The following is a 21932-nucleotide window of genomic DNA, read 5'->3' as shown; positions in this document are numbered from 1 at the left end:
AACCGAGCGCCCACCGACGCCCGTCGTAAGGCGGCGGAGAAGATGTTCGCCCACCAGGAACAGCTGGACGCCCAGCAGGAAAGCCTCATGGTGCGGCCGGGGTTCCGGGAACGGGTCGAGGGGTTCCTGCGTGGCCAGTGGCGTGAGCCGGTCATCGCGCTGCGGCTCAGCGACAACAAACTGGTGTTCGAGGTGCCCGGCCGGCGTGGCGACGGCACGGTCGAGGGGGAGAACCAGGTCGGCCGGTTCTTCGGCAACGCGCTGCGGGGCGTCGGCACCGCGGCGGCGGCCGTCTTCGCCGTGGCCAACAGCTCGGGCGGCAGCGGCGGCCCCAAGGGAGAGCGGGAAGTCCACGTCCGGGGCCCGGCGAACGCGATGGTGCTCGACCTCGTCGACCGGCTCCGGTCGGTGAGCGGGCCCTGGCTGGCGTTCTCACCCTCGTACATCGCGGCGGTGGACACCGGCTCGACCTTTCGGGATCCGGCCGACGCCCCGCCGCCGCAGATCCTCTGGCAGGCGCGCAAACCGCAGGCTCCGGAGATCAGGTTCCGCGGGCAGACGCTGGTCTGGCCGGACGGTTCGAGTTTCCGGTTCCCGCTGCACAGTCGCACCGAGGACCAGTACCTTCGGCAGTATCTGGATTCCCTTAGCAATGGTTAGTATCGGGCCATGTTCACGACGAGGCCGGAGCTCAAAGGCACGTTCGGGATGGTGGCGTCGACGCACTGGCTGGCTTCGTCAGCCGGGATGGCGGTGCTGGAGAACGGCGGCAACGCCTTCGACGCGGCGGTCGCGGCGGGCTTCGTGCTCCAGGTCGCCGAGCCGCACATGTGCGGTCCGGGCGGCCAGGTTCCGGGCATCTTCGTCACCGCCAAGGACAGGACGCCGCGCGTTCTCGCAGGTCAGGGCGTCAGCCCGGCCGCGGCGACGCCGGAACACTTCGCCGGGCTCGGCCTCGATCTGATCCCCGGCAGCGGCCTGCTCCCGGCGACCGTGCCCGGCGCCTGGGACGGCTGGCTGCTCCTCCTGCGTGACCACGGGACCAAGTCGCTGCGCGACGTCCTCCAGTACGCGATCGGTTATGCGCGTAACGGAATTCCGTTGGCCGCGCCGGTCGTCGAGAAGATCGAGACCGTCGAGCAGCTGTTCCGCGAGCACTGGACGACGTCCGCCGAGCTGTGGCTCCCCGGCGGAAAACCGCCTGTCGCCGGGGAATTGCACCGCTATCCCGTGCTCGCCGACACCTGGGAACGGCTGATCGCCGAGGCCGAATCCGTGCGCGGCCGCGAGGCCCAGATCGAGGCCGCGCGCCGCGCGTGGTCCGAGGGATTCATCGCCGAGGCCGTGGATTCCTTCTGCCGCAAGGCTTTTCTCGACGACTCGCGTCGCGAGCACGCCGGGCTGCTCACCGGCGAAGACCTCGCGAGCTGGGAGGCTACGTACGAGGACGCGCTCATCGTCGACGTCGGCGAGTGGAGCCTGGTCAAGGCGGGCGCGTGGACGCAGGGCCCGGCGCTGGCCCAGCAGGTACTGATGCTCGACGGCTTTCGCGACGAACTGTCCTATGTGGATGGTATCCCGACCGCTCGTACGGTGCACCTGGCCGTCGAGTGCGCGAAGCTCGCCTTCGCCGACCGCGAGGCTTGGTACGGCGACACCGGCGAAGTCCCGCTCGACGTCCTGCTTTCGAAGGCGTACACCGACGCGCGTCGTGCGCTGGTCACCGACGAGGCCAGCGGCGAACTCCGGCCGGGGGACGCCAGGGGCGCCGCGAAACTGCCCGCGATCCTCGACGAGCTGAAGGGACGCGGGACCGGATCAGGCGCCGTCGGCGAACCGACGCTCGAAGAACTCGGCCTGAACCGAGGCGACACCGTGCACCTCGACGTCGTCGACGCGGCGGGCAACATGGTGTCGCTGACGCCGTCCGGTGGCTGGCTCCAGTCCAGCCCGACCATCCCCGAGCTGGGCTTCTGCCTCGATTCGCGGGGCCAGATGTTCTGGCTGGAACAGGGTTTGCCGAACTCGCTCCAGCCGCGCAAACGCCCGCGCATCACGTTGTCCCCGTCGATGGCGCTGCGGCACGGCGAACCGGTCGTCGCCTTCGGCACGCCCGGGGGTGATCAGCAGGACCAGTGGCAGACCTGCTTCTGGCTGGCGCACACCGTCGCCGGGCTGAACCTCCAGGAGGCCATCGACGCCCCGGCCTGGCACACCTCGGCGTTCCCCAGTTCCTTCTACCCGCGCTCCTGGACGCCGGGGGAGATCCTGGTCGAATCCCGCCTAGGAAAGTCCACAATGGACGAACTCGCCGCGCGCGGCCACCAGGTCGTCGACGCCGGCCCGTGGAACCTGGGCAGGCTCTCCGCCGTGTCCCGCACCGGTGACGGCCTGCTGCGCGCCGCCGCCAACCCCCGCGGCATGCAGGGCTACGCCGTCGGCCGCTGAATCACGCGAGATCTCCGCCCAATCACGCGAGTTCGCCACTTGATCACGTGACGTCTCCGTTTACGCACGAATGGTGACTCGGTCGCCTCGTGTGCTTGAGTGGAGAACTCGCGTGAAGGAACGGGGATCTGGCGTGATGGAGTGGAGATCTCGCGTGTTCCTAGAGCGGGAGCGCGCTCCAGCCGCCGCCGACCGCGAGCAGCGTGCGCACCCCCTGCGCGTGATCGGCGAACCCGGCGAGGTCGCCGTGCAGCAAGGAGGCGCGCTCGCTGTCGAGCGGGAGCGTGTCGTCGTTCCACAGCTCGAAGATCCAGCTCGCCGCCAGGTGCATCGACCGGAGCAGCCCGACCACCGTGGTGTCGTTCTTGCCGCCTTCGGCGAGGTAGCTGGTCATGATGTCGTCACAGGACGCGACGAACTCCCGCAGCCCGCGGACCGCGTCGGACGGGCTGCCGTCCCAGTCCGGGCCCGGCCATGCCGACGAGCTCAGCGCGAGCCACAACCGCCACCCCGCGGTCAATTCGGCGTGATCGCCCGGGATCCACTCCGCCATGCGCTCCAGTGTGACCCCGGACGACCACGTCGCTACTCGTCAAATGGCCTATCTCACGACCGGGGCTGCTGCCACAGCCAGAACTCGATGCCCTGGTTGTCGACACATTCCGCGGTGACGCCATACGGCATGTGCTCGGGTTCACCCGCTTGGCCGCCCTGCGCGCGTACGCGGGCGAGCGCGGCGTCGAGATCATCGACGGCGTACATGAGCTTCCAGCCGACCTGCCGTCCCGGACCGCCCCAAAGCCCGCCCTGCAGACCGTGTCCGGAGATGCCCCAGCCGCCCTCGACCCGCCCCGGCGAGAACTGCCAGCCGAGCACGGCACCGTAAAACGACTTCGCCGCATTGTCGTCAGGAACCTGGAAGGTGAAGTACCCGGCTTCGCCGTGTCGGACCGGCTTCGCGTCTTCGGCGGGTCGCGGCGCGGCCTGGGCGACCAGCCAACGCTGACCGTACGGGTCCTTGATCGCCCCGTGCTTGCCGTAGCCGCGGTCCTCGACCGGGCGCAGCAGCTCGGCACCCAGCTCGACGGCCCGCTGTGCCGCAGCATCCACATCGGACACTTCGACCCGGACCAGTGGACCACCCTCCGGTGCCACGACGTTGCCCATTTCGGGGAATTCCTCGGCCAGCATGAGCACGGTGTCGCCGATCCCCACTTCGGCGTGCCCGACGCGGCCGTCGTCCATGATGATCGGGTCGGACCGGCGCTGGGCGCCGAACACCTCGACATAGAAGTCGATCGCGGCGCGGGCGTCGGTGACCGCGAGGTACGGCGTCAGCGAGCGCACTTCGGCGGTGGACGCAGGCGTTTCGGTAGTCGTCATATCGGCTCCGTTCAGGATCGCGCGACGCAGGCGGTCACGCAGTTCGTCGGCGAAGGCGGGGTCGGGATCGACCGGTGTCGAGGGACGGCGAAGCGCTTCGAACGGCTCAGACATCGCGACCCTCCTTCTCCTCGTAGGCGCGACGGAACGCGGCACGGGCGCGCACGAGCAACGCCTCGGTGGCGTGCACGCTGCGGCCGAGATGGGCGGCGACCTCGGGCACGCCGAGGCCGTCGACATAACGCAGGGTCAATGCGGCCTGGTGGTGCGCCCCCAGCGTTGCGAGCACCTGCCGGGCTCGTAACGCGTCGACCTGTGCGTCCCACGGATCGGTGACATCGGGTTCACTCTCGTGGACCAGTCTTAACCCGCGTTCCTCACGTTCTTTGCGCCGCCAGTGATCGGCGAGCTTGTGCCGGGCGACGCCGATCAGCCACCCGGTGCTCACTGGAGGCGCGTACTCCTTGCGACAGGCGGACACCGCGCCGAGGAAGGTTTCCGAAGTCAGTTCCTCGGCGATCGTGCGGTTTCCGCACCGGGACAGCAGGTACCCGTAGACCTCCGGCAGAGCCGTCTCGTACAGCTCGAGCAGCGCGAAGGCCGGGTCCGGTCGTACCCGCGGTTCCGTCACACCCTCATCGTCGCTCGGGAGCACGTTTCTCCGACGGGTGAACTTGGGATTTTTTTGGTGGCGCGGTCTAAGACTCCGCGAAGGGGCCTTCGTCGATGAACCTGCGCAGGTTGCGGGCGAACGATCGCGCCTCCTCCTTCGGCCATGAGCGCAAGGACGCCTCTATCTGCGCGGCGAGGCGCCGCCGCATGACCGACACCGTGTGGGTGCCCTCCTCGGTGAGGGTCAGCAGAACGGCCCGTCCGTCAGCGGGGTCCTGTTCTCGCCGCACCAGACCGGCCACTTCCAGCCGCGACGCCCGGCGGCTGACACCGGAGCGGTCCAGGCCCACATCGGCGGCGAGGTCGGCGGCGCTGCGCGGCCCTGTTCTGGCCAGCCCGCTGAGTACGGGGTAGGTGACCTCGTCGACGGCCTCGCCGAGGTTCTCGGTCAGGGCCTGGTACAGGGTCGCCCGGAAGCCGCGTTTGAGCAGTTCACCCAGCGCGTCCGCGATCTCGTGCCCTATCTCGTTCGCCACGCCCCCAGAATAGCGTGCGTCGCGCACGCAGTTGGTGTACGCTTCAGATAAGCGTGCGCCGCGCACGCAAATCCGTGACTCAACCGGAGGACATTCATGAGCACCACGAACATCGCCGCCGCCCTCAGTGACCTCCTGCTGACCCCGGACCTCGATCTCCGAGAAGCCGCCGACCGTCACTTCGCGCCTGACTACCGTCAGCGCACGGACGGCACGTGGGCCGACCGCGACGGATTCCTCGAACACATCGCCCACCTGCGCGAGGTGGTGGCCAGTGGCAGCGTCCAGGTCCACGAGGAACTGACTGATGGAAAGCTGTATGCCGACCGGCACACCATCGACGTCACCAAGAAGGACGGCGGCACGGTCAGCACCGAGGTCTACGTCTTCGCCGAGTTCGCTCCCGACGGGCGATTCCGCCGCATCGAGGAGACCACGCTCATGCTGTCCGGTGGCGAAGAGGATCGGAACCTCGGAAGCGCGCGATGAGAACCGGAAATCTTCAGGACCGCAGGTCTGCGGCGGTGGCGGGCCACCCTTCGCGAGCGCTGGGGTAGCGCGGCGCCCAGCCGGTGGCCTCGCGGAAGCGCGCGTTGCTGACGCGCAGTGATCGGCTGAGCGAGGTGAGCCTGTCGCCGAAGAGCAGCGCGGCTCGCCCGGGCACGCGCAGCCACGGTTTCTTGCCCGCGGCGCGGCCGAGCGCGTCGGTGAACTCGCGTTTGGTCAGCGGCTCGTCGTCGACCACGTTGTATGTCCCGGCAGGAGCGGTGAGCGCGGCCGCGACGGCACTGCCCGCGTCGGCCATGTGGATCACCGAGAGGTAGCCGTCGGGCGGCCCGGGCATCATGCCGACGTGGTAGCGGGCCTGCGCGAGCATTTGCTCGGCGTGTGCCGCGCCGGGCCCGTAGAACCAGCCGAACCGCAGGATGACGCCGGTGCCGCCCGCCGCGGTGAAGCGGCGCGCGTTGGCTTCGGCGGCGAGATTTCCCCGCGTCATCGGGTAATTGTCGACGGGCGCGTCTTCGTCTACCCATTTCGAGCCGCGATCCGGGTAGAGCATGGCGACGGACTCCTGGAGAAGCCGCCCGACCCCGGCGGCCAGCGCGGCGTCGACCACGGCCGCCGAACCGTCGGTGCGGATGTGTTCGTTGTACTTGTGCGCGTTGGTGCTCATGAACTTCGCCATCGACGGCAGCGCTGTCGCGAGATTGGCGACGACGTTGTGATCCTTCATGGCGTCGGCGAGGGCGGCTCGATCGAACAGCGAAAGCTGGACGGGCGTCGCGCCCTGCTCGGTGAGCGCGGCGGCTTTTCTCGGCGTGCGCGCGAGCGCGGTCACGGAATGGCCCGCGGCGACGAGCGCCGGGACGGCGTGGCTGCCGAGCGCGCCGGTCGCACCGGTGACGAACACCTTCATGCTCGCAACTTACGGCTTGTGCCTGGCCGGCTGCCACTTCATCCGCAGTGAGACGAGATGCTTCCGGCTGTCCGGGAACAACCGGTAGATGTGCACGACGAACCGGCCGGGCTTGGCGCGCTTGCGGGTCAGGAAGTCCTCGGCACACGCGGTGCCGTAACGGACCCGCCAGTTCTTCAAGCGTTCGGTGTGATGTTCGAGGATGAACCCCATGTCGTCCACGAGTTCGGTGTACTCGTGCACACGCCGCTCCTTGGCGACTTCGCGGTAGTACTCGAGTTGGTGCGGATAACCCCGAACGTCCATGACCAGCAGATTTGCGTGGGGAATTCGCTCGACACGGGGTCGATGGGGGAATCCCACATCCCGCCGCCCGCCTTACTATTCGTGATCGAACCATGGCGAGGGGTGAGAACGGATGAGCCGGCGGAGCAGGCCCAACTATCGGCGGCGCCAACTCGGCCGCACTCTGCAGAAGTTACGCAAGGCGGCGGGCTTCAGCCAAGAGGAAGCCGGAAAACCGTTTCGCATCTCCAGCTCGAAGCTGAGCCGGATCGAGCAGGGCCACATCCCGAGCTACAACGACTTCCTGGCGTTGCTGGATCGCTATGGCGTGATCACCTCGGACTACGACCAGTACATCCGGATGTTCGACTACGCCAATGAAAAAGGCTGGTGGCACGCTTTCGGCCTGGACGATCGCGGTTTCGTGAGTGTCGAAGCCGAGGCCTCCTGGATCTGCAACTACGAGCTTGGCTATGTCCCAGGACTTCTGCAGACCGAGAGCTACATGCGCACGGTTTTCGAGTCGGCTCGGATTCCCTATGAGGGCGAGCGGCTGGAGAACGAGATTGCCGTTCGCCTGCGTCGGCAGCTCAGGCTTACCAACGAGCCTGTGCTCAGGGTCCACGCGATCGTCGACGAGACCGCATTGCGGCGCAAGTGCTGCGATCGTGCGCAGCTCTTGAAGCTGGTCGAGATGAGTGATCTGCCGAGCGTTCGGCTTCAGGTGATTCCGCAGACGGTGGATGCGCACAGCGGGATGTACGGCAACTTTATCTTGACTGGGTTTCCGGATCCCGCTGAGCCGGACTTGTGCTACGTGGAATACGGGTTCGGGTCGCTCCAGATCGAGGATGAGCACGAGGTCTACGCTGCTAAGCTCATGTTCGACTATCTCGCCGATCTGGCGCTGGATGAGCAGGACTCTCGCACGCTGATCGAGCGGATGATCGCCGAGGCCTGATCCGATCCGGAAGAGGCGAGCACTCGTGGACCTGTCGAACGCCTCGTGGCGTAAGAGTAGCTACAGCGGCGGCGAAGGGGCCAACGGCAACTGCGTCGAGGTCGCGTTTCTTGGCTGGCGGAAGAGCAGCTACAGCGGCGGAGACGGGCACAACGGCGACTGTGTCGAGGTGGCGTTCGTGCCGGAGGCGGTCGCTGTCCGCGACTCGAAGTCCCCCGAAACCGGCGCCCTCCTCCTCACCCCCTCCGCCTGGACCTCCTGGCTCCGCGAGGTCGACGACGCGATCAGTGCAGCAAAAATTACATCCTGATGCGGCGTTTATTACACTCAGGATGTAACAAACGCTGCCTGGCCGCTGAATCAGGTCGCGGCCTGTGTCCACAGAGGACTCTCGTGCCGGTAAGGCCACCTTGGGGGCGTCTGACGTCCTCAAGGTGGCCTTACCGGCATCACGGCTCCCCGAAAAACTTCTCGTTGTGTCGTGTTTGTCCGGCTTGCTTGTTCCGGCTTACCACCGTGCGCCAAGACACGGGGAACGGTGAGCGAAGGCCCACGCCGTGCCCGCCCGGCCGTCGCGACCTGCACGCACACGGCTCACTCGCGCCTGGCCGCACCCGTCAAGTCCCTGGCATGGGCACTCAACGCACCCAGGGACGCCCTTGTCGCAACCGGCCGGGCTCAGCTCCGCCCGACTCATGTCCCGAACGACGCGTAAGGGACGTTCAACGTCCCTTACGCGTCGTTCCGGCCACGCCAGCGGGGGTGGCGCAAAGTCCGTGAAGGACTCCTTCACGGCGTGCGCTCGCGGGAACGGACCACCCCGGTCAGCCTCGTGGGTCGGGAAGGCGCCGCGCGCCTGCGATCACCGCCAGCACCAGCACCGCCTGCAAACCGATCACCAGCACGAACGCGCTCTTCATCCCCAGCGAGTCCGGCGCGCTCAGCGAGGCGAACAGACTCCCCAGAGTCGCGACGCCCAGTGCGAGCGACGTCTGCTGGTTCGTCGTCATCACGCCGCTGCCGACACCGGCCAGGTCGGTCGGGACCTTCGAGAGCACGATGCGGAACAGCGTGGTCATCGCGAGGCCGTTGCCGACGCCGATGAGCAGCATCGCGGGTGCGAGGTCCAGCACGTTCAGGTCCGGCCACGCCAGCAACGTCGAGCCGATCAGCGTCAGCACGCCGAGCAGCAACAGCACCCCGCCGGTCACGACGACCTTCTGGCCGAACCGCGCCACCAGCCGGCTGCTGATCAGCGACATCGTGAAGAAGCCGATCGCCATCGGGGTCAGCGCGAGCCCGGCGCCCATCGGGCCGAGGTGCAGTCCGCCCTGCAACGTCATGGCGTAGACGAACATGAACGCGCCGAAGCCGCTGAAGAACGGGACGCCGACGAGCAGCCCGAGCCGGACGCTCGGCATCCGCATCACCGACGGCGGCAGCAGCGGGTGTCCGCCGCGCCGTTCCAGCCGACGTTCGACGCGAACGAACGCGAACGCGGCGAACGGGAAGAGCACGAGCAGTGCGACCGTCCACAGTGGCCAGTCGAGCGCGTGGCCCTCCATCAGCGGGACCAGCAGCGAGAGCAGAGCCACGCCCAGCAGCACGGTGCCCCAGCGGTCGACGCCGAGTGGGTTGTGCGCGCGGGTTTCCGGCAGCTTGCGCGCCATGATCAGGCCGACGATGCCGATCGGAACGTTGACCAGGAAGATCGGCCGCCAGGACAGGTCCCACACGTTCGCCGCGACGAGCGCGCCGCCGAGCAGCTGGCCGATGACGGTCGCGATGCCACCGGTCGCGCCGTACATGCCGAGCGCGCGCGAGCGGTGCTCGCCGTCGGTGCTGGCCTGGATGATCGAGAGCACCTGCGGCAGCATCATGGCCGCGGCCGCGCCCTGCGCGACCCTGGCGATCACCAGCGTCCCCGCTGTCGGGGCGAGTCCGCAGGCCAGCGACGTCAGCGTGAACAGCGCCAGCCCGATCGTGTACATCCTGCGCCTGCCGAGCGAGTCGCCGAGACGGCCGCCGACGACCAGCAGCACGGCGTAGGCGATGCCGTACCCGGCGACCACCAGTTCCAGGGTCGCGGTGGACGCCTTGAGGTCCGCGTCGATGGTGGGCAGCGCGACGTTGACGATGAAGAAGTCGATGATGGTGAGTGCCGCCCCCAGCAGCACGGTGACCAGGCCGGCAGGGGTGAGGCCCGGCCTGACGGGTGCCTCGGCGGCGCGGGTGCGCACCGCCGGGACGGTTTCAGTCGTGGTCATGGGTACTACGATCGACGACGTCCTAACCTGGTACCAGATAGTGTTTATCCGGGTATTGGGACTACCTGGTAACAGCATCGGGAGTATGGGAGCCTGGCATCATGACCACCGCCGTCGAAGAGCGCGTGCGGCGCAACGAGCTGGCCGCGTTCCTGCGAAGCCGTCGTGAGCGCATCACGCCCGAGCAGGTCGGCCTGCCGACAGCCGGGCGCCGCCGGACGCCGGGGCTGCGCCGCGAGGAGGTCGCGCAGCTCGCCGGTGTCGGGGTCACCTGGTACACCTGGCTCGAACAGGGCCGCGACATCAACGCCTCCGAGCAGGTGCTCGCCGCGATCTCCCGCACGCTCAAGCTGGACCCGTACGAGCACAAGCACCTGTTCACCCTCGCCGGTGCGCCCGAACCCAGCTACGAAAAGGAATGCAATTCGATCTCCCGTCCCGTGCTCACCATGATGGAGAAGCTGGAGCCCTATCCGGTGGCGGTGCGCAACGCCCGCTGCGATCTGCTGGCCTACAACCGCGGTTACACCTGGCTGATGGGTGACGTCGATGCGATCCCGTTCGAGGACCGCAACACCCTGGTGCAGTGCCTGACCAACCCGGAGTGGAAGGCGCGGATGCTCGACTGGGACAGCAACATCCCGCGCGTGGTCGCCAAGTTCCGCGCGTCGATGGCCGAACACGTCGCCGAGCCGGCGTGGAAGTCGCTGGTCAAGCGGCTGAAGGCGGAGTCGCCGCTGTTCGAGGAGCTGTGGACCCGGCACGACGTCAACGCCGAGCCGATCCTCTGCAAGCGGTACCTGCATCCCGAGGTCGGCCTGCTCAAGTTCACCTTCACCTACCTCTACTTCGGGCGGAATTCGGAGATCACGTTGTCGGCCTACACCCCGGCCGACGAGGAGACGGCGGCGAAGCTGCCGACGTCGTTCTGACCCTGACCTGGGCCGTTCCCTCGCGAGAGGGAGCCGGACAACGCCGTGGAGGGAACTGATCCGGCGTCGTGCGGGCGACGCTTGCGGGTATGACCACCACACTCGCTCCTCCGGCGCGGATGCCGATCCCGCACGCGCGGCTCGTCGCGTGCTATGCCGCGATTCTCGGCACTTTTCCTTATCTGACACTGAAGATCGCGTGGGTCACCGGCGGTACGCTCGGCCTGCGTGATCCGTCCTTTGTGGACACGCCGACGATGGTGTTCGCGAATCTGCTCACCGCCGGGATGGACGCGGTGGCGATCGCGCTGGCCTTCGCGCTCACCTACGCGTGGGGCCGCCGGATCCCGGCGCCGCTGGTGCTGTTCCCGGCGTGGGCCGCGACCGGCCTGCTCGCTCCGATCGTGCTGAGCAGCCCGGTGATCGGCGTCGACTTACTCCGCTCGTCGACCAGCGCGCTGCCGCTGGAGGACTGGGTGTGGGCCGTGGTCTACGGCGGTTTCACCTGGCAGGGCCTCGCGCTGCTGACGGCGTTCGTCTTCTACGTCCGGGATCGCTGGCCGGTGCTGACCACCACACGAACCCGTCCCGTCGGTGTGCTGGGCCGGATCGCCGGTGTCGCCGCCATCGGGACCGCGGCGCTGCACTTCGCGTGGGCCGCCGGTTCGACATTCGCGCTGGTCCCCGGTCGGACCGCCGGGCTTTCGGCGCGCTTCCTCGACGTCGTGGTCGGTGTGCTGACGTTGCTCGCCGTCGCCGCGCTGCTGACGCTGCACCGCGGACGGCTCTGGCCGCGGCTGGTCGTGGTGTGGACCGGCGCGGGTTCGATGGTCGGCTGGGGTTCGTGGATGCTGTTCACCACGGTTCTCGGCGGTCCGCTCGCCGACGGCGCGACGCTGGCGCAGGCCGCCGTCTACGCCGTCCAAGTGACGGTCGGCGTGCTGGCGATGGTCGCGGTGCTGCGGCGGATACCGCGTACGGCGTAGGCGGGGAGTCGCTTGCGGACGGACGCGCCGACGCTCGGCGGCGGGTAGTTTTCGCGGCATGAGACCGGAGTGGTGGCAGAGGCGGAACCCGTGGGTGGGCCGTGTCGTGCGCACCGTGCTCATCCTGGGTTTCGTGCTCGGCGTCACCACCAGCGCGTCGCACTGGCAGCCGCACGCCCATCCGCTCACCTTCGCCGGGTACGCGTGGCTGGCCGCGACCGCGCTGACCCTGCTCGTCGTCCATCGCTTCCCGCTCACGGTGTTCCTGCTGACCGTGACCTCGGCCTACCTCTACTACGCGAGCGGGTTTCCCGGCGGTCCGGTGATCGTCGTCCCGACCATCGCGTTGTTCATGCTCACCCGGCTGCGCGGTCCGCTGACGGCGGGGATCACCGGCGCCGCGGTCCTGGTCGCGGGGTTCACCGCCTTCTTCATCCGCCGTGGCGCGCTGGAGATCACCGCGGGCTCGGGGCTCGCGGTGGTGTGGATCGCAGCGGTGATCGGCGCCGGCACCGCGGTGCGGTACCAGTGGGCGGCGGTGCAGGCCCGGCGCGAGCAGGCCACCGAGCACCGGCACCGGATGGCCGAGCAGGAGCGGCTGCGCATCGCCCGCGAGGTGCACGACGTCGTCGCGCACAGTCTCGCCATGATCAACGTGCAGGCCGGGGTCGCCGCGCACGTCGCGGATCGGCGGCCGGAGCAGGCGAAAGAGGCGCTGCTGAACATCAAGGAGGCCAGCGCGTCGGCGTTGAAGGACCTGCGGGCGACGCTGGCCGTGTTGCGGTCGGGAGAGGACAAGGCACCCGCGCCGAGTCTCGCGCACATGAACGAACTGGTGTGTCACGTCGAGGCGGCGGGCCTCGACATCCGGGTGCAGGGCGACCCCGGTGAGCTGCCCGCGCCCGTCGACGGCGCCGCGTACCGGATCCTGCAGGAGTCGCTGACCAACGTCGTCCGCCACGCCGAGGCCGCCACCGCCGTCGACGTCCGGTTCGAGCGGCGGGTGGGCGTGCTGCGGATGACCGTGCGGGATGATGGCCGGACCACGGCGGAACCGACGCCGGGACACGGACTGCGGGGCATGTGTGAGCGGGCTGCCGCGCTCGGCGGCCAGGTGACCGCGGGCGTTGTCGCCGGAGGCTTCGAAGTCCGCGCGGAACTGCCTGTGGAAGGTGAAGCATGACGATCCGGGTGGTTCTCGCCGACGACCAGGCCCTGGTGCGCGCCGGATTCCGGGTGCTGCTGGAGACCGAGGACGGCTTCGAGGTCTGCGGCGAGGCGGGCGACGGCGAGGAGGCCGTGGCACTGGCCGTCGAGCACAAACCGGACATCGTGGTGATGGACGTCCGGATGCCCGGCACCGACGGCCTCGAAGCGACCCGGCGGATCACCGCGAACCCGGAACTGGCCGGGGTCAAGGTGCTGGTGCTGACGACGTTCGACGTCGACGAGTACGTCTACGAGGCGCTGCGGTCCGGGGCGAGCGGCTTTCTGCTGAAGGACACCGACCCGGTCGAGTTGCTGCGCGCGCTGCGCGTGGTCGCCGCCGGGGAGGCGCTGCTCGCGCCGACCGTGACCCGCAGGCTGATCGCGGAGTTCGTCGGCCGCCCGGAGAACCGGCGGATCGACACGAGCGCCGTCCGCGAGATCACCGACCGCGAACGCGAGGTGCTCGGCCTGGTCGCGGGCGGCCTGTCGAACGACGAGATCGCCGCGCACCTGGTGATCTCGACGGCCACCGCGCGCACGCACGTCAGCCGCATCATGACCAAGATCGGCGCGCGGGACCGGGCGCAGCTCGTCGTCCTCGCCTACGAATCCGGCCTGGTCACCCCGAAACGTGGCTAGCCGCGTTTGAACTGCAGGACGAGGCGGACCAGGAACACCACGGCCACCGCGGCGACCACGACGATCTGCCAGGCCATCTCGGCTCCTCTCATGGACGCATCGAACCGATGCTCCGATCAGAAGGCGTCCGAGGGTGGGAGGACGTTGGCCGACACGACTCAGCTCACACTTTCGGGCTAAGAATCGCTGATCGGGAGAAGGGCGGTGCGAGCCGAGATCGCCGGCTCGCCCGCCCCGCTGCTCACGCTGCCGTCAGTCCCTCGACGAGACCGGTCGTCGGCCTGCCGATGAGCCGGGAAAGATCGTCACCGACCCGCGCGAAAACCCCGGCGGCGATGGTTTCGTCGAGACTTGCCAAGAAACCGGCCAGCTCGCTCTCCATGCCCGAATTGACGAACGCCACCTGCAACTCTTCGGAAGTGACAGGCCGGTAAGTGACCTCTCGCTCCAGCACGACCGACATCGCTTCGGCAATGTCGGCGTAGGTGAAGTTCGTGTCGCCGGAGAGGTTGTAGGTGACGTTGTCGTGCCCCTCTGTGGTGACGACGACGGCCAACGCCTCAGCCAGGTCCTTCCGGCTGGCTGCCGCGACGACGGCGTCACCGGCCGCCGCGGCGAGAACGCCGGTGTAGCGGGGGCCTGCCAGCGCCTGAATGTAGTTCTCGATGTACCAGGTGTTCCGCAGGATCGTGTACGTCACACCGGAAGCGGTGAGAGCATTCTCTGTCGCCCTGTGGTCGGCATTGATCTCGAACCGGTCATCGTCGGCCCGGACTCCGCTGGTGTAGTAGACGTGTCGGACATTCGCGTTCTTCGCGGCCTCGATCACCGACTCGTGCTGTGCAAGGCGATTCGGGTCGCCGCCCGAGATCAACACGATGTCGGAGTGCCTGGCGACCAGTTCCGCGACGCCGGCCGAATCCGACAGATCGACGGCGGCGGTGCCGAACCCGGCGGAAGCGAGTTCCCCGAGGCGCGAGGGATTCCGGCCCGCCGCGGTGATCGTTTCGGGGCGGATTCCCCGGGCGGCCAGCGCGTCCAGGACGTGGCCGCCGAGTGCCCCGGTAGCCCCGAAGACCAGCGTGCTCGCCTCAGGCGCGGTCATGGAGGGTGACCTGGTAGCCGTCGGGGTCGGCGAAGGTGAATGTCCGGCCGAACGGGCCGTCGATCGGTGCGGAGACGATGGTGTGACCGTCGGCGACGAGAGCGTCGTGAATGGCCTGGACCTCTGTGGCGTGGAGCCAGATCGCGACACCGATGCCGGGCTGGGCAACGGATGCGAGATCGGTGCCGGGAACGATCTCGCGGAGTGCGAACGCGATCGGCTTCGTCTCGAAGACGACGGCGTGCGGAGGCCCGGCCTGCGAGCGGACGAGGCCGAGGTACTGCTCGTAGAACGCCTGCGAAGCGGCGAGGTCACGCGCTTGCAGCGAGATGAAGTCGGGGCCGATGGCGGACAAGATGATGCTCCTTCTTTCGTGTCAGTCTTCTGACATCCACCAATCTATGTCAGAATGCTGACATGAGTCAAGACGGTGTCGACCTGGAGAAGTCACTGGGCTACCTGCTGAAGGAGGCGTCGAGCGCCCTGCGCGCGGCCATGGAGGAGGTGCTGCGGCCGCTCGGGATGAACGTGACGCGCTACGCCTGCCTCGAACTGCTGGCGCAACGGCCGGGTTTGTCGAACTCCGAGCTCGCGCGGGGCGCGTTCGTGACCCGGCAGTCGATGAACGTGCTGCTCCAGGCCCTGGAACGAGAGGGCTACGTGACCAGGCCCGCGGAGGCGCCCGTCGGGAAGGTTCTCCCGACGCGGCTTACACCTCGCGGCCGGCGGAGCCTGGAGAAGGCGAGTGCGGCGGTCCGGTCCGTCGAGGTCAGAATGCTGGCCGGCCTGACCGAAGCCGAGCAGGCGAACGCGTTCCGGATCCTGCGGAGCATGATCCATTCCCTGCGCGATGACGACGACGGCGCATAGTTCCCCGCAAAACACCACGTAACGGCTCGGGGCGGGGCCGGGACGGCTATCCTGCTCGGGTGCGTCGTGCGTTGATCACCGGTATCACCGGTCAGGATGGCCAATATCTCGCAGAGCTGCTGCATTCGAAGAACTACGAGGTGTTCGGCCTGGTCAAGGGGCAGAACAACCCGCGGATCGACATGATCCGCGCGGAGTACCCCTACGTCGAGCTGGTGTCGGCGGACCTGCAGGACCTCTCCAGCCTGGTCGGCGCGCTGGAGCAGGTGCAGCCGGACGAGGTGTACAACCTCGGCGCGATTTCGTTCGTGGCGCTGAGCTTCAAGCAGGCCGAGCTGACCGCGAACGTCACCGGGCTCGGGGTGCTCCGGCTGCTCGAGGCCATCCGCATGGTCGGCGGGCCGGACCACAAGATCCGCTTCTACCAGGCGTCCAGCTCGGAGATGTTCGGCAAGGTCCGCGAATCGCCGCAGACCGAGGAGACGCCGTTCTACCCGCGTTCGCCGTATGGCTGCGCGAAGGTCTTCGGCCACGACATCACCGTCAACCACCGGGACAGCTACGGCCTGTTCGCCTGCTCCGGGATCCTGTTCAACCACGAGAGCCCGCGCCGCGGCATCGAGTTCGTCACCCGCAAGATCACCAACGCGGTGGCGCGCATCAAGCTCGGCCTCCAGGAAACGGTCGCGCTGGGCAATCTCGAACCACGCCGCGACTGGGGCTTCGCCGGGGACTACGTCGACGCGATGTGGCGGATGCTGCAGCAGGACGAGCCGGGCGACTACGTCGTCGCGACCGGCCGGACGCACAGCGTGCGCGACTTCCTGAACGCGGCCTTCGGGCACGTCGGCCTCGAAGACTGGGAGCGTTTCGTCACCCAGGACCCGCGGTTCTTCCGCCCTGCCGAGGTCGACCTGCTCGTCGGCGACGCCACCAAGGCGCGTGAGGAGCTGGGCTGGAAGCCGGAGGTCGACTTCGAAACGCTGGTGTCCATGATGGTGGACAACGACCTGCAGCTCGAAGCCAGAAAGGCCGGAATAGATCTCCCATGATCTCCTACGCGCAAAACGCGGAGGACGTGGTTCTCGCCAGGGTGTTCGCGGGCAGAACCACCGGTCGCTATGTCGACATCGGGGCGGGATACCCGCTCCAGGACTCGGTCACCAAGCACTTCTACGACCTCGGCTGGCGCGGGATCAACGTCGAACCCGAGCCGTCGTTGTTCGATCAGCTGCGGTGCGAACGGCCCGAGGACCTCAACCTCGCGATCGCCGTCGGCGCGAAGCCGGGCAAGACCGTGCTGCACGTGGTCGAGGGCCAGTGGGGGCGGGCGACGCTCGACGACGACCTCGCCGCGCACTACCGCGCGGACGAGGACTGGCCGACCCACGACGTCGAGGTCGACGTCGTCACGCTCGCCGACCTGCTCGACGAGCACCCCGGCCAGCTCGACTTCGTCAAGATCGACGTCGAGGGCGCCGAACGCGACGTGATCGAGGGCGCCGACTGGACCCGGCACCGCCCGCGAGTGGTCGTCGTCGAGGCCACCGAACCCGGCTCGCCCCAGCCGTCGCACGGCGAATGGGAACCGATCCTGCTCGACGCCGGATACCGGTGCGCGCTTTTCGACGGGCTCAACCGGTTCTACGCTCCGGCGGACGACGAGGAGGCGCTGAGCCGCCTCGCCGTCCCTGCCAACGTCTTCGACGATTTCGAGCGCTACGACGTCGCGCAGTTGCGGGCGGCACAGGCGAATCGGCCCGGCGAGGTCGGCTACATCCGGCGTCTGGAAGAAGCGGTGCAGGAAGCGCAGCAGTCCCGCGCCGACCGCGAGGAGTACGTGCGGAAGGTGGAGACCGCGCTGGCCGACAGCCAGCGGGACGCCACCCGGGCGCAGCGGCGGGCCGCCGCGCTCGAATGGCGCATCGCCGAACTGGAAGCCGAACTGCGGGCCGCGCGCGCTCAGCGGTAGGCGTGCACGATCGCGGTGTAGGTCTCCGCCTCGCCGGGCGCCATCTGCTTGCCCTCGTCGGGGCCGAGCGCGACCTCGATCCGGTCGAAACCGGCGGCCTGGCACCAGCCGGTCAGGCACTTCATGTTCGGCACCCACCAGTTCGTCGGGTCGCCGCGGAAGCCGTCGAAGGGGTAGAACTGCGCGAACTCGCGGTCCTCGAAACCGGCGATCTGCACACCGTGCGTCGAGACGATCGCCATCTCACCGGTCACCTTGTACAGCTGCCGCAGCGCGCCGATCGGGTCGACGAGGTGGTACAGCACGCCCGCGAAGAACACCACGTCGTACTGCCCGACCGAAGTCACGTCGTCGTGCGAGAAGTCGAGCACGATGTCCTCGACCTTGCTGTCCCGCAGGCGCCGCGCGGTGTCGAACCCGGCCTTGCCCGGCAACGTGTCCGGCCGCCACGCGCCGGGGACGTCGATGGCGTCGGGGACGTGCTCGCCGCGCTCCCGCATCCCGTGGATGGCGGCGTAGTAGGTCGGGAAGTCGATCGACCAGGTGTAGTGGTCGAGCGCGACGACCTTCTCCGCGCCCGCTTCTTCGGCGGCGAAGGAGTAACGGCCGTCCCACGCGCCGATGTCCAGCACGGTACGGCCGGTCAGGTCCGGGACCTGCCAGCTGTTCCACTCCTTGACGCTGAAGTCCGCGGGCTTCGCGCCCGGCGTGACGACGCCCTCGCCGACGTCGACGGAATGGAACCAGAAGGGAACGGCGTCAACGGCTTCCTGCCGTGCTTGTGCGCTCAAGGCGGTCATGGTCCGACACGGTAGCCAATGCCCGATCGGGCCGTGACAGGTTCCGCTGGAGTTCGGTGAGCCGGCGCGCCATCGTTGCCCCGACGGCCTCCGGACTGCACCGCGCCGCAACGGCTTCCGCGCCGCGGACACCCATCGCGCGACGGCGCGATGCGGACTCGGCGAGCCACCGCAGCCAGCGGGCGGCCTGGTCGACGTCGGGCTCCGCCCACAGCTGGCCCTCGGTGTACCAGTCGCCGAACTCCGCGCCGAACCGGTGATCCCGCGCGGTGATGGGCCGGATGTCGTACCCGACGACGGCCGCGGCGCCGGGCGGCATGAAGTCGACGTTGCCGCCGTAACCGGTCGCGATCACCGGCTTCTCCATGGCCATCGCCTCGGCCATGCCGAGCCCGAAACCCTCCGAGCGGTGCAGGGACATGTAGATGTCGCAGCTGGCGAGCAGACAGTCCATGTCCGCGCGCGACATCTGCCGCGACAGCAGCGTCCCGTTCACGCTCGCGACGGCCTGCGCCAGATGCGTTGCCAGCTCGGGGAACCGGTCGAGGTCGTTGGCCTTGATGACCAGTTGCGCCTTGGTGCCCTGCTCTTCCGGCGGGAAGGCGCGACGGAACGCCTCGATGACGCCCCACGGATTCTTCCGCGCGTCACTGGAGGAGGCGCTGAAGGTGTACAGCACCATCAGCCTGTCGTCCGGAATCCCGAAACGGGCCTTGTCGCCCGGGATGCCGGGTCGTTGCGGGACCACGCTCGGCACGACGGTGATCGGGATGTCGGTCGCCGTGCGGCAGGCGTCGGCGACGTACGTGGAAAGCACCCACAGCTCGTCGATGCGGGGGAGCTGTGCCAGCGCGTACTTCGGCATGTCCGGGAGTTCCCACGCCCACATCGCGATCGTGTAGCGGTCGAGCGCGTGCTCCGGGATCAGCTGGAACTCGTTGACGTTGACGAGCCAGAAGTCGAGCGGGAATTCCTTGCCCCGGCGCAACGCGGCGATGTCCGGCGGGATCGGCACCGTGCGGTACGGGGCCTGCGAGTTGAACTCGGTGAAGGTTGCCTCGACGCCGGTGCTCGGCAACGCGAGCGCCTGCACGTGGCGGCGGGCCGATTCGGAAAGCCCGGTCGTCGCCCGCGCGTCGGCGAAGACGTTCACGCCCGGCCGGGTTCGTTCGATGGTCGTCGGGCGGTGCTGCTCGATCGCCGCGAGTGCGTCCACATAGGACTGCGCGGCGACCGGAAGCGACGCGTGGCGCCGCATGTATTCGCGGGCTTTCGCCCCCGCTGCACGGAGTTCGTCCGGCCAGCACACGGCGCGTTCGAGCGCGTTGTACAGCTCCTGGGCCTCCGACGCCGCGTCCGTGGGAATCGTCCAGCAGAACGCCTCGTCGAAATGGCGGTGCTGCGGCAGATCGCTGGTGATGACCGGGCGTCCGGCGCCGAACGCGCGCATCATCGTCGCACTTGTTTCCCCCGCTGTCGGCCAGCGCAGGTTGACGACCGCGTCGGTGGCGCTGATCAGCTCCTCGAACTCGGCCTTCTCCGGCGACAGGACAAAGTGGACGGAGTCGCTGACACCGAGTTCGGCGATCGTGCGGCGGATGTCGTCCAGCAGGCCCGGTTGGCCGGGGTGGCCCGCGATCACCAGACGCGCGTTCGGCCAGCGGCGGCGGAGCTCGGCGAACACCAGCACCGCCACGGTCACCCGCTTGATGCCGACCAGCCCGCCGAACACCCCGAACACCACGTGTTCGTCGTGCCAGCCGTGCCGCGCGCGGGTCTCGGCGCGGCCGGAGTCGTCGCGGATCGGCGCCCCGGACGGGACGACGTGCACCGGCGTCTCCGGATACCGGCCGCGAAGGAACGCGGCGGTGTGCGGATCGTGGACGAGCACGCCCTTGCTGGCGGTCACCAGACGGCGTTCCAGCGTCAGCGTGCCGTAGTCGATGGTCCGGACACCGTCGACCTCGATAGCGGGCCAGCAGTCGAGCAGCGCGGGATCGGTGGGGTGGCCCCAGATCGGGCCGTGCGCGTACCGGACTTCTTCCCGGAACGCGTCGGTCGACGTGCCGCCGAACAGGCCCGAGTGGAAGTCGAGCAGCGACGGGTCGTGCAGCACCACGACACCGGGGACTTCCAGCGCCCGCCGGTAGATCTTCGCGTGGATCCCGGCGTGGTTGCCCATGTGGTAGATGTTCAGCGCATCGTCCACTTCGGACGAATCCGGCGCGAGAAGCGGGATCCCGGCCGGAGTCTCGGCGTTGTCGGCGTCGTCGACCGCGGCGATCTCGATCCGGCCGGACAGCGCTTCGAGCAGTTCGAAGCTGTAGTCGGCGATCCCGCTGCGCTGGGGCGGCAGCGGGGTCCACATCGCGTACCGGGTCATCGCCACGCGATCAGGCTGTAGCGATCGCCCGCGCCGACGATCTCGACGTCGGTCAAGCCCGCCGACTCCGCGAGGAAGCGGAGGAAAACCGGGTGCAGCGGCTTGCGTGCGTACGGGTCGATCCGGAAGTCGCCGCTCGCGTTGTCGTCCGCTGCCGGGGTTTCGACGATCAGCGCGCCACCCGGCTGCAACGCCGTCGCGGCGGCGTCGACGAACCGGGCGAGCGCGCTCGGCTCGAGCCGCTCGGCGTAGCGGAACGCGGTCACGGCGCCGAGCGAGCGCGCGGGTGCGGTGGCCAGCGTTTCGAGCGCGTCGGCGTCCTCTATCCGCAGGCCGAGGCCTTCAATGTGCCGCCGCACCAAGGAGTTCGCGGACGCAGCACGGTAGGGCAGGTTCTCGGCGCGGAGGACTTCCAGCCATTCGCCGCGCGCGGGCGCGACGTCGAAGACCGGGCCGTTCGCGCCGTTCTCGTGTGCCTTCCGCACCGCGGGCACGTACCGCCCGCGTTCGGCGCGGACGTGATCGGCGGGCCCGTCCAGCAGCTCGGACAGGGCGAGTTCCAGGAACGAATCGCGCTCGGCGACGTCTGTCGTGGGCGCGGTTTCGGGACGGTTCGCGCGGACCTGGTCGAGGAAGCCGTCGAGCTGCGCGTGCCGGAGCCGGACGTCGCGGGCCGCCCCGGTCAGCGTGGCGATCTGCGCTTCGAGAGCCTTGATCCGCTGTTCCGCGTCCTCGCCGTGCTCCGCCGTCTCGGCCAGCCGGAGCCGGAGATCGCCCAGCTGCGACTCGATCCGGCCCAGCGAGGAGAAAAGCCGCTGGTTGAGCCCGGCCATCAGGTTCTGATCGCTGCGCTTGAGCAGCTCGACCTCGTGGGCCAGCTCCTCGTGGCTCACCCTGTCGGCGCCTTCCAGCTGGTCGACCCGGGCACGCTGGACGCGGCCCGCCTCGTCGAGGCCCGCCAGCGCGTCGTGGATCGCGAGGTTGGATTCGATCTGCCATTTGAGCTGGCGGCGCCAGAGGAACCGCAGGGCCAGCCTGCCGAGCAGATCGGTCCGCTTCAGCGGCAGGTGCAGCTGCTGGTGCTCGCCGAGGCGGGCCAGCGCCTGTGCCACGCGATGTTCAGGCAT

General features: G+C 68.7%; 24 protein-coding genes. 12 read left to right on the top strand and 12 right to left on the bottom strand.

Features of this window, described 5'->3' with window-relative positions; translation table 11 throughout:
* Positions 1–42: 42 nt before the first annotated feature.
* Positions 43–660 carry a hypothetical protein gene (locus ACFW0G_RS15825; RefSeq protein ID WP_378325949.1) on the top strand — a complete coding sequence of 206 codons (618 nt, stop codon included), beginning with the start codon at positions 43–45 and terminating at the stop codon, positions 658–660.
* A gap of 9 nt (positions 661–669) precedes the next feature.
* Positions 670–2448: a gamma-glutamyltransferase family protein gene (locus ACFW0G_RS15820; protein ID WP_378325947.1), complete on the top strand. Its 1779-nt coding sequence runs from the start codon at positions 670–672 to the stop codon at positions 2446–2448.
* Positions 2449–2608: 160 nt separating this feature from the next.
* Here the strand turns inward: ACFW0G_RS15820 and ACFW0G_RS15815 are convergent, their stop codons facing one another.
* The 4 genes from ACFW0G_RS15815 to ACFW0G_RS15800 all read right to left on the bottom strand — a co-directional run bounded on the left by ACFW0G_RS15815 (position 2609) and on the right by ACFW0G_RS15800 (position 4979).
* Positions 2609–3001: a hypothetical protein gene (locus tag ACFW0G_RS15815; RefSeq protein ID WP_378325946.1), complete on the bottom strand. Its 393-nt coding sequence runs from the start codon at positions 2999–3001 to the stop codon at positions 2609–2611.
* A gap of 53 nt (positions 3002–3054) precedes the next feature.
* Complete coding sequence (locus ACFW0G_RS15810; protein WP_378325945.1) at positions 3055–3945, bottom strand: VOC family protein; 891 nt, start codon at positions 3943–3945, stop codon at positions 3055–3057.
* Positions 3938–4462: an RNA polymerase sigma factor gene (locus ACFW0G_RS15805; RefSeq protein ID WP_378325944.1), complete on the bottom strand. Its 525-nt coding sequence runs from the start codon at positions 4460–4462 to the stop codon at positions 3938–3940. The genes ACFW0G_RS15810 and ACFW0G_RS15805 overlap by 8 nt, the downstream gene beginning before the upstream one ends.
* A 67-nt stretch (positions 4463–4529) precedes the next feature.
* Positions 4530–4979 carry a MarR family winged helix-turn-helix transcriptional regulator gene (locus ACFW0G_RS15800; RefSeq protein ID WP_378325943.1) on the bottom strand — a complete coding sequence of 150 codons (450 nt, stop codon included), beginning with the start codon at positions 4977–4979 and terminating at the stop codon, positions 4530–4532.
* Between the two features lie 96 nt (positions 4980–5075).
* Here ACFW0G_RS15800 and ACFW0G_RS15795 point away from each other — a divergent pair, with 96 nt between their 5' ends.
* Positions 5076–5468, top strand: coding sequence for a nuclear transport factor 2 family protein (locus ACFW0G_RS15795; RefSeq protein ID WP_378325942.1), 393 nt, complete (start codon positions 5076–5078; stop codon positions 5466–5468).
* 13 nt (positions 5469–5481) lie between these two features.
* Here ACFW0G_RS15795 and ACFW0G_RS15790 read toward each other — a convergent pair whose 3' ends face one another.
* Together ACFW0G_RS15790 and ACFW0G_RS15785 are read right to left on the bottom strand one after the other, a co-directional pair.
* Positions 5482–6396: an NAD-dependent epimerase/dehydratase family protein gene (locus tag ACFW0G_RS15790; protein ID WP_378325940.1), complete on the bottom strand. Its 915-nt coding sequence runs from the start codon at positions 6394–6396 to the stop codon at positions 5482–5484.
* A gap of 9 nt (positions 6397–6405) precedes the next feature.
* Complete coding sequence (locus tag ACFW0G_RS15785) at positions 6406–6702, bottom strand: hypothetical protein (protein WP_378325939.1); 297 nt, start codon at positions 6700–6702, stop codon at positions 6406–6408.
* A 112-nt stretch (positions 6703–6814) separates the two neighbouring features.
* Here ACFW0G_RS15785 and ACFW0G_RS15780 point away from each other — a divergent pair, with 112 nt between their 5' ends.
* Together ACFW0G_RS15780 and ACFW0G_RS15775 are read left to right on the top strand one after the other, a co-directional pair.
* Complete coding sequence (locus ACFW0G_RS15780) at positions 6815–7642, top strand: helix-turn-helix domain-containing protein (RefSeq protein WP_378325938.1); 828 nt, start codon at positions 6815–6817, stop codon at positions 7640–7642.
* Between the two features lie 25 nt (positions 7643–7667).
* Positions 7668–7952, top strand: coding sequence for a DUF397 domain-containing protein (locus ACFW0G_RS15775; RefSeq protein ID WP_378325937.1), 285 nt, complete (start codon positions 7668–7670; stop codon positions 7950–7952).
* A 514-nt stretch (positions 7953–8466) separates the two neighbouring features.
* Here the strand turns inward: ACFW0G_RS15775 and ACFW0G_RS15770 are convergent.
* On the bottom strand, positions 8467–9909 hold the full coding sequence (locus tag ACFW0G_RS15770) for an MFS transporter (protein ID WP_378325936.1): 1443 nt from the start codon (positions 9907–9909) through the stop codon (positions 8467–8469).
* A 101-nt stretch (positions 9910–10010) separates the two neighbouring features.
* Here ACFW0G_RS15770 and ACFW0G_RS15765 point away from each other — a divergent pair, with 101 nt between their 5' ends.
* The 4 genes from ACFW0G_RS15765 to ACFW0G_RS15750 all read left to right on the top strand — a co-directional run bounded on the left by ACFW0G_RS15765 (position 10011) and on the right by ACFW0G_RS15750 (position 13675).
* Positions 10011–10841 (top strand): helix-turn-helix transcriptional regulator, encoded by an 831-nt coding sequence (locus ACFW0G_RS15765; RefSeq protein WP_378325935.1) that lies wholly within the window; start codon positions 10011–10013, stop codon positions 10839–10841.
* Positions 10842–10930: 89 nt separating this feature from the next.
* Positions 10931–11827, top strand: coding sequence for a hypothetical protein (locus ACFW0G_RS15760; protein WP_378325934.1), 897 nt, complete (start codon positions 10931–10933; stop codon positions 11825–11827).
* 58 nt (positions 11828–11885) lie between these two features.
* A complete protein-coding gene (locus ACFW0G_RS15755; RefSeq protein ID WP_378325933.1) occupies positions 11886–13010 on the top strand; it encodes a sensor histidine kinase in 1125 nt (374 codons plus the stop codon).
* Entirely contained in the window at positions 13007–13675 is a 669-nt protein-coding gene (locus tag ACFW0G_RS15750) for a response regulator (protein ID WP_378325931.1), read from the top strand. Before ACFW0G_RS15755 ends, ACFW0G_RS15750 begins: the two co-directional genes overlap by 4 nt.
* A gap of 241 nt (positions 13676–13916) precedes the next feature.
* Here the strand turns inward: ACFW0G_RS15750 and ACFW0G_RS15745 are convergent, their stop codons facing one another.
* Both ACFW0G_RS15745 and ACFW0G_RS15740 read right to left on the bottom strand, forming a co-directional pair.
* A complete protein-coding gene (locus tag ACFW0G_RS15745; RefSeq protein ID WP_378325929.1) occupies positions 13917–14780 on the bottom strand; it encodes an NAD(P)H-binding protein in 864 nt (287 codons plus the stop codon).
* Positions 14767–15135, bottom strand: coding sequence for a VOC family protein (locus ACFW0G_RS15740; protein ID WP_378325928.1), 369 nt, complete (start codon positions 15133–15135; stop codon positions 14767–14769). Before ACFW0G_RS15740 ends, ACFW0G_RS15745 begins: the two co-directional genes overlap by 14 nt.
* Before the next feature lie 62 nt (positions 15136–15197).
* Between ACFW0G_RS15740 and ACFW0G_RS15735 the strand changes: the two genes are divergently transcribed.
* The 3 genes from ACFW0G_RS15735 to ACFW0G_RS15725 are packed head-to-tail and all read left to right on the top strand — an operon-like array spanning position 15198 to position 17622.
* A complete protein-coding gene (locus tag ACFW0G_RS15735) occupies positions 15198–15650 on the top strand; it encodes a MarR family winged helix-turn-helix transcriptional regulator (protein WP_378325927.1) in 453 nt (150 codons plus the stop codon).
* A 59-nt stretch (positions 15651–15709) separates the two neighbouring features.
* Positions 15710–16702, top strand: coding sequence for a GDP-mannose 4,6-dehydratase (gene gmd, locus ACFW0G_RS15730; RefSeq protein WP_378325926.1), 993 nt, complete (start codon positions 15710–15712; stop codon positions 16700–16702).
* Positions 16699–17622: an FkbM family methyltransferase gene (locus ACFW0G_RS15725; protein ID WP_378325925.1), complete on the top strand. Its 924-nt coding sequence runs from the start codon at positions 16699–16701 to the stop codon at positions 17620–17622. The genes gmd and ACFW0G_RS15725 overlap by 4 nt, the downstream gene beginning before the upstream one ends.
* On the opposite strand, the gene ACFW0G_RS15720 is transcribed toward ACFW0G_RS15725, so the two are convergent.
* Genes ACFW0G_RS15720 through ACFW0G_RS15710 form a run of 3 tightly spaced genes read right to left on the bottom strand, consistent with a single transcriptional unit; the run spans position 17613 to position 21932 of the window.
* Positions 17613–18422, bottom strand: a complete 810-nt coding sequence (locus ACFW0G_RS15720) for a DUF1698 domain-containing protein (protein WP_378325924.1) — start codon at positions 18420–18422, stop codon at positions 17613–17615. The genes ACFW0G_RS15725 and ACFW0G_RS15720 overlap by 10 nt on opposite strands.
* Positions 18382–20805 carry a glycosyltransferase family 4 protein gene (locus ACFW0G_RS15715; protein WP_378326074.1) on the bottom strand — a complete coding sequence of 808 codons (2424 nt, stop codon included), beginning with the start codon at positions 20803–20805 and terminating at the stop codon, positions 18382–18384. Before ACFW0G_RS15715 ends, ACFW0G_RS15720 begins: the two co-directional genes overlap by 41 nt.
* Positions 20802–21932: a methyltransferase domain-containing protein gene (locus tag ACFW0G_RS15710; protein ID WP_378325923.1), complete on the bottom strand. Its 1131-nt coding sequence runs from the start codon at positions 21930–21932 to the stop codon at positions 20802–20804. Before ACFW0G_RS15710 ends, ACFW0G_RS15715 begins: the two co-directional genes overlap by 4 nt.

This window comes from Amycolatopsis sp. NPDC058986 (assembly GCF_042741125.1).
Classification (GTDB): Bacteria; Actinomycetota; Actinomycetes; order Mycobacteriales; family Pseudonocardiaceae; genus Amycolatopsis.
This window is presented reverse-complemented; position numbering and strand designations above follow the sequence as displayed.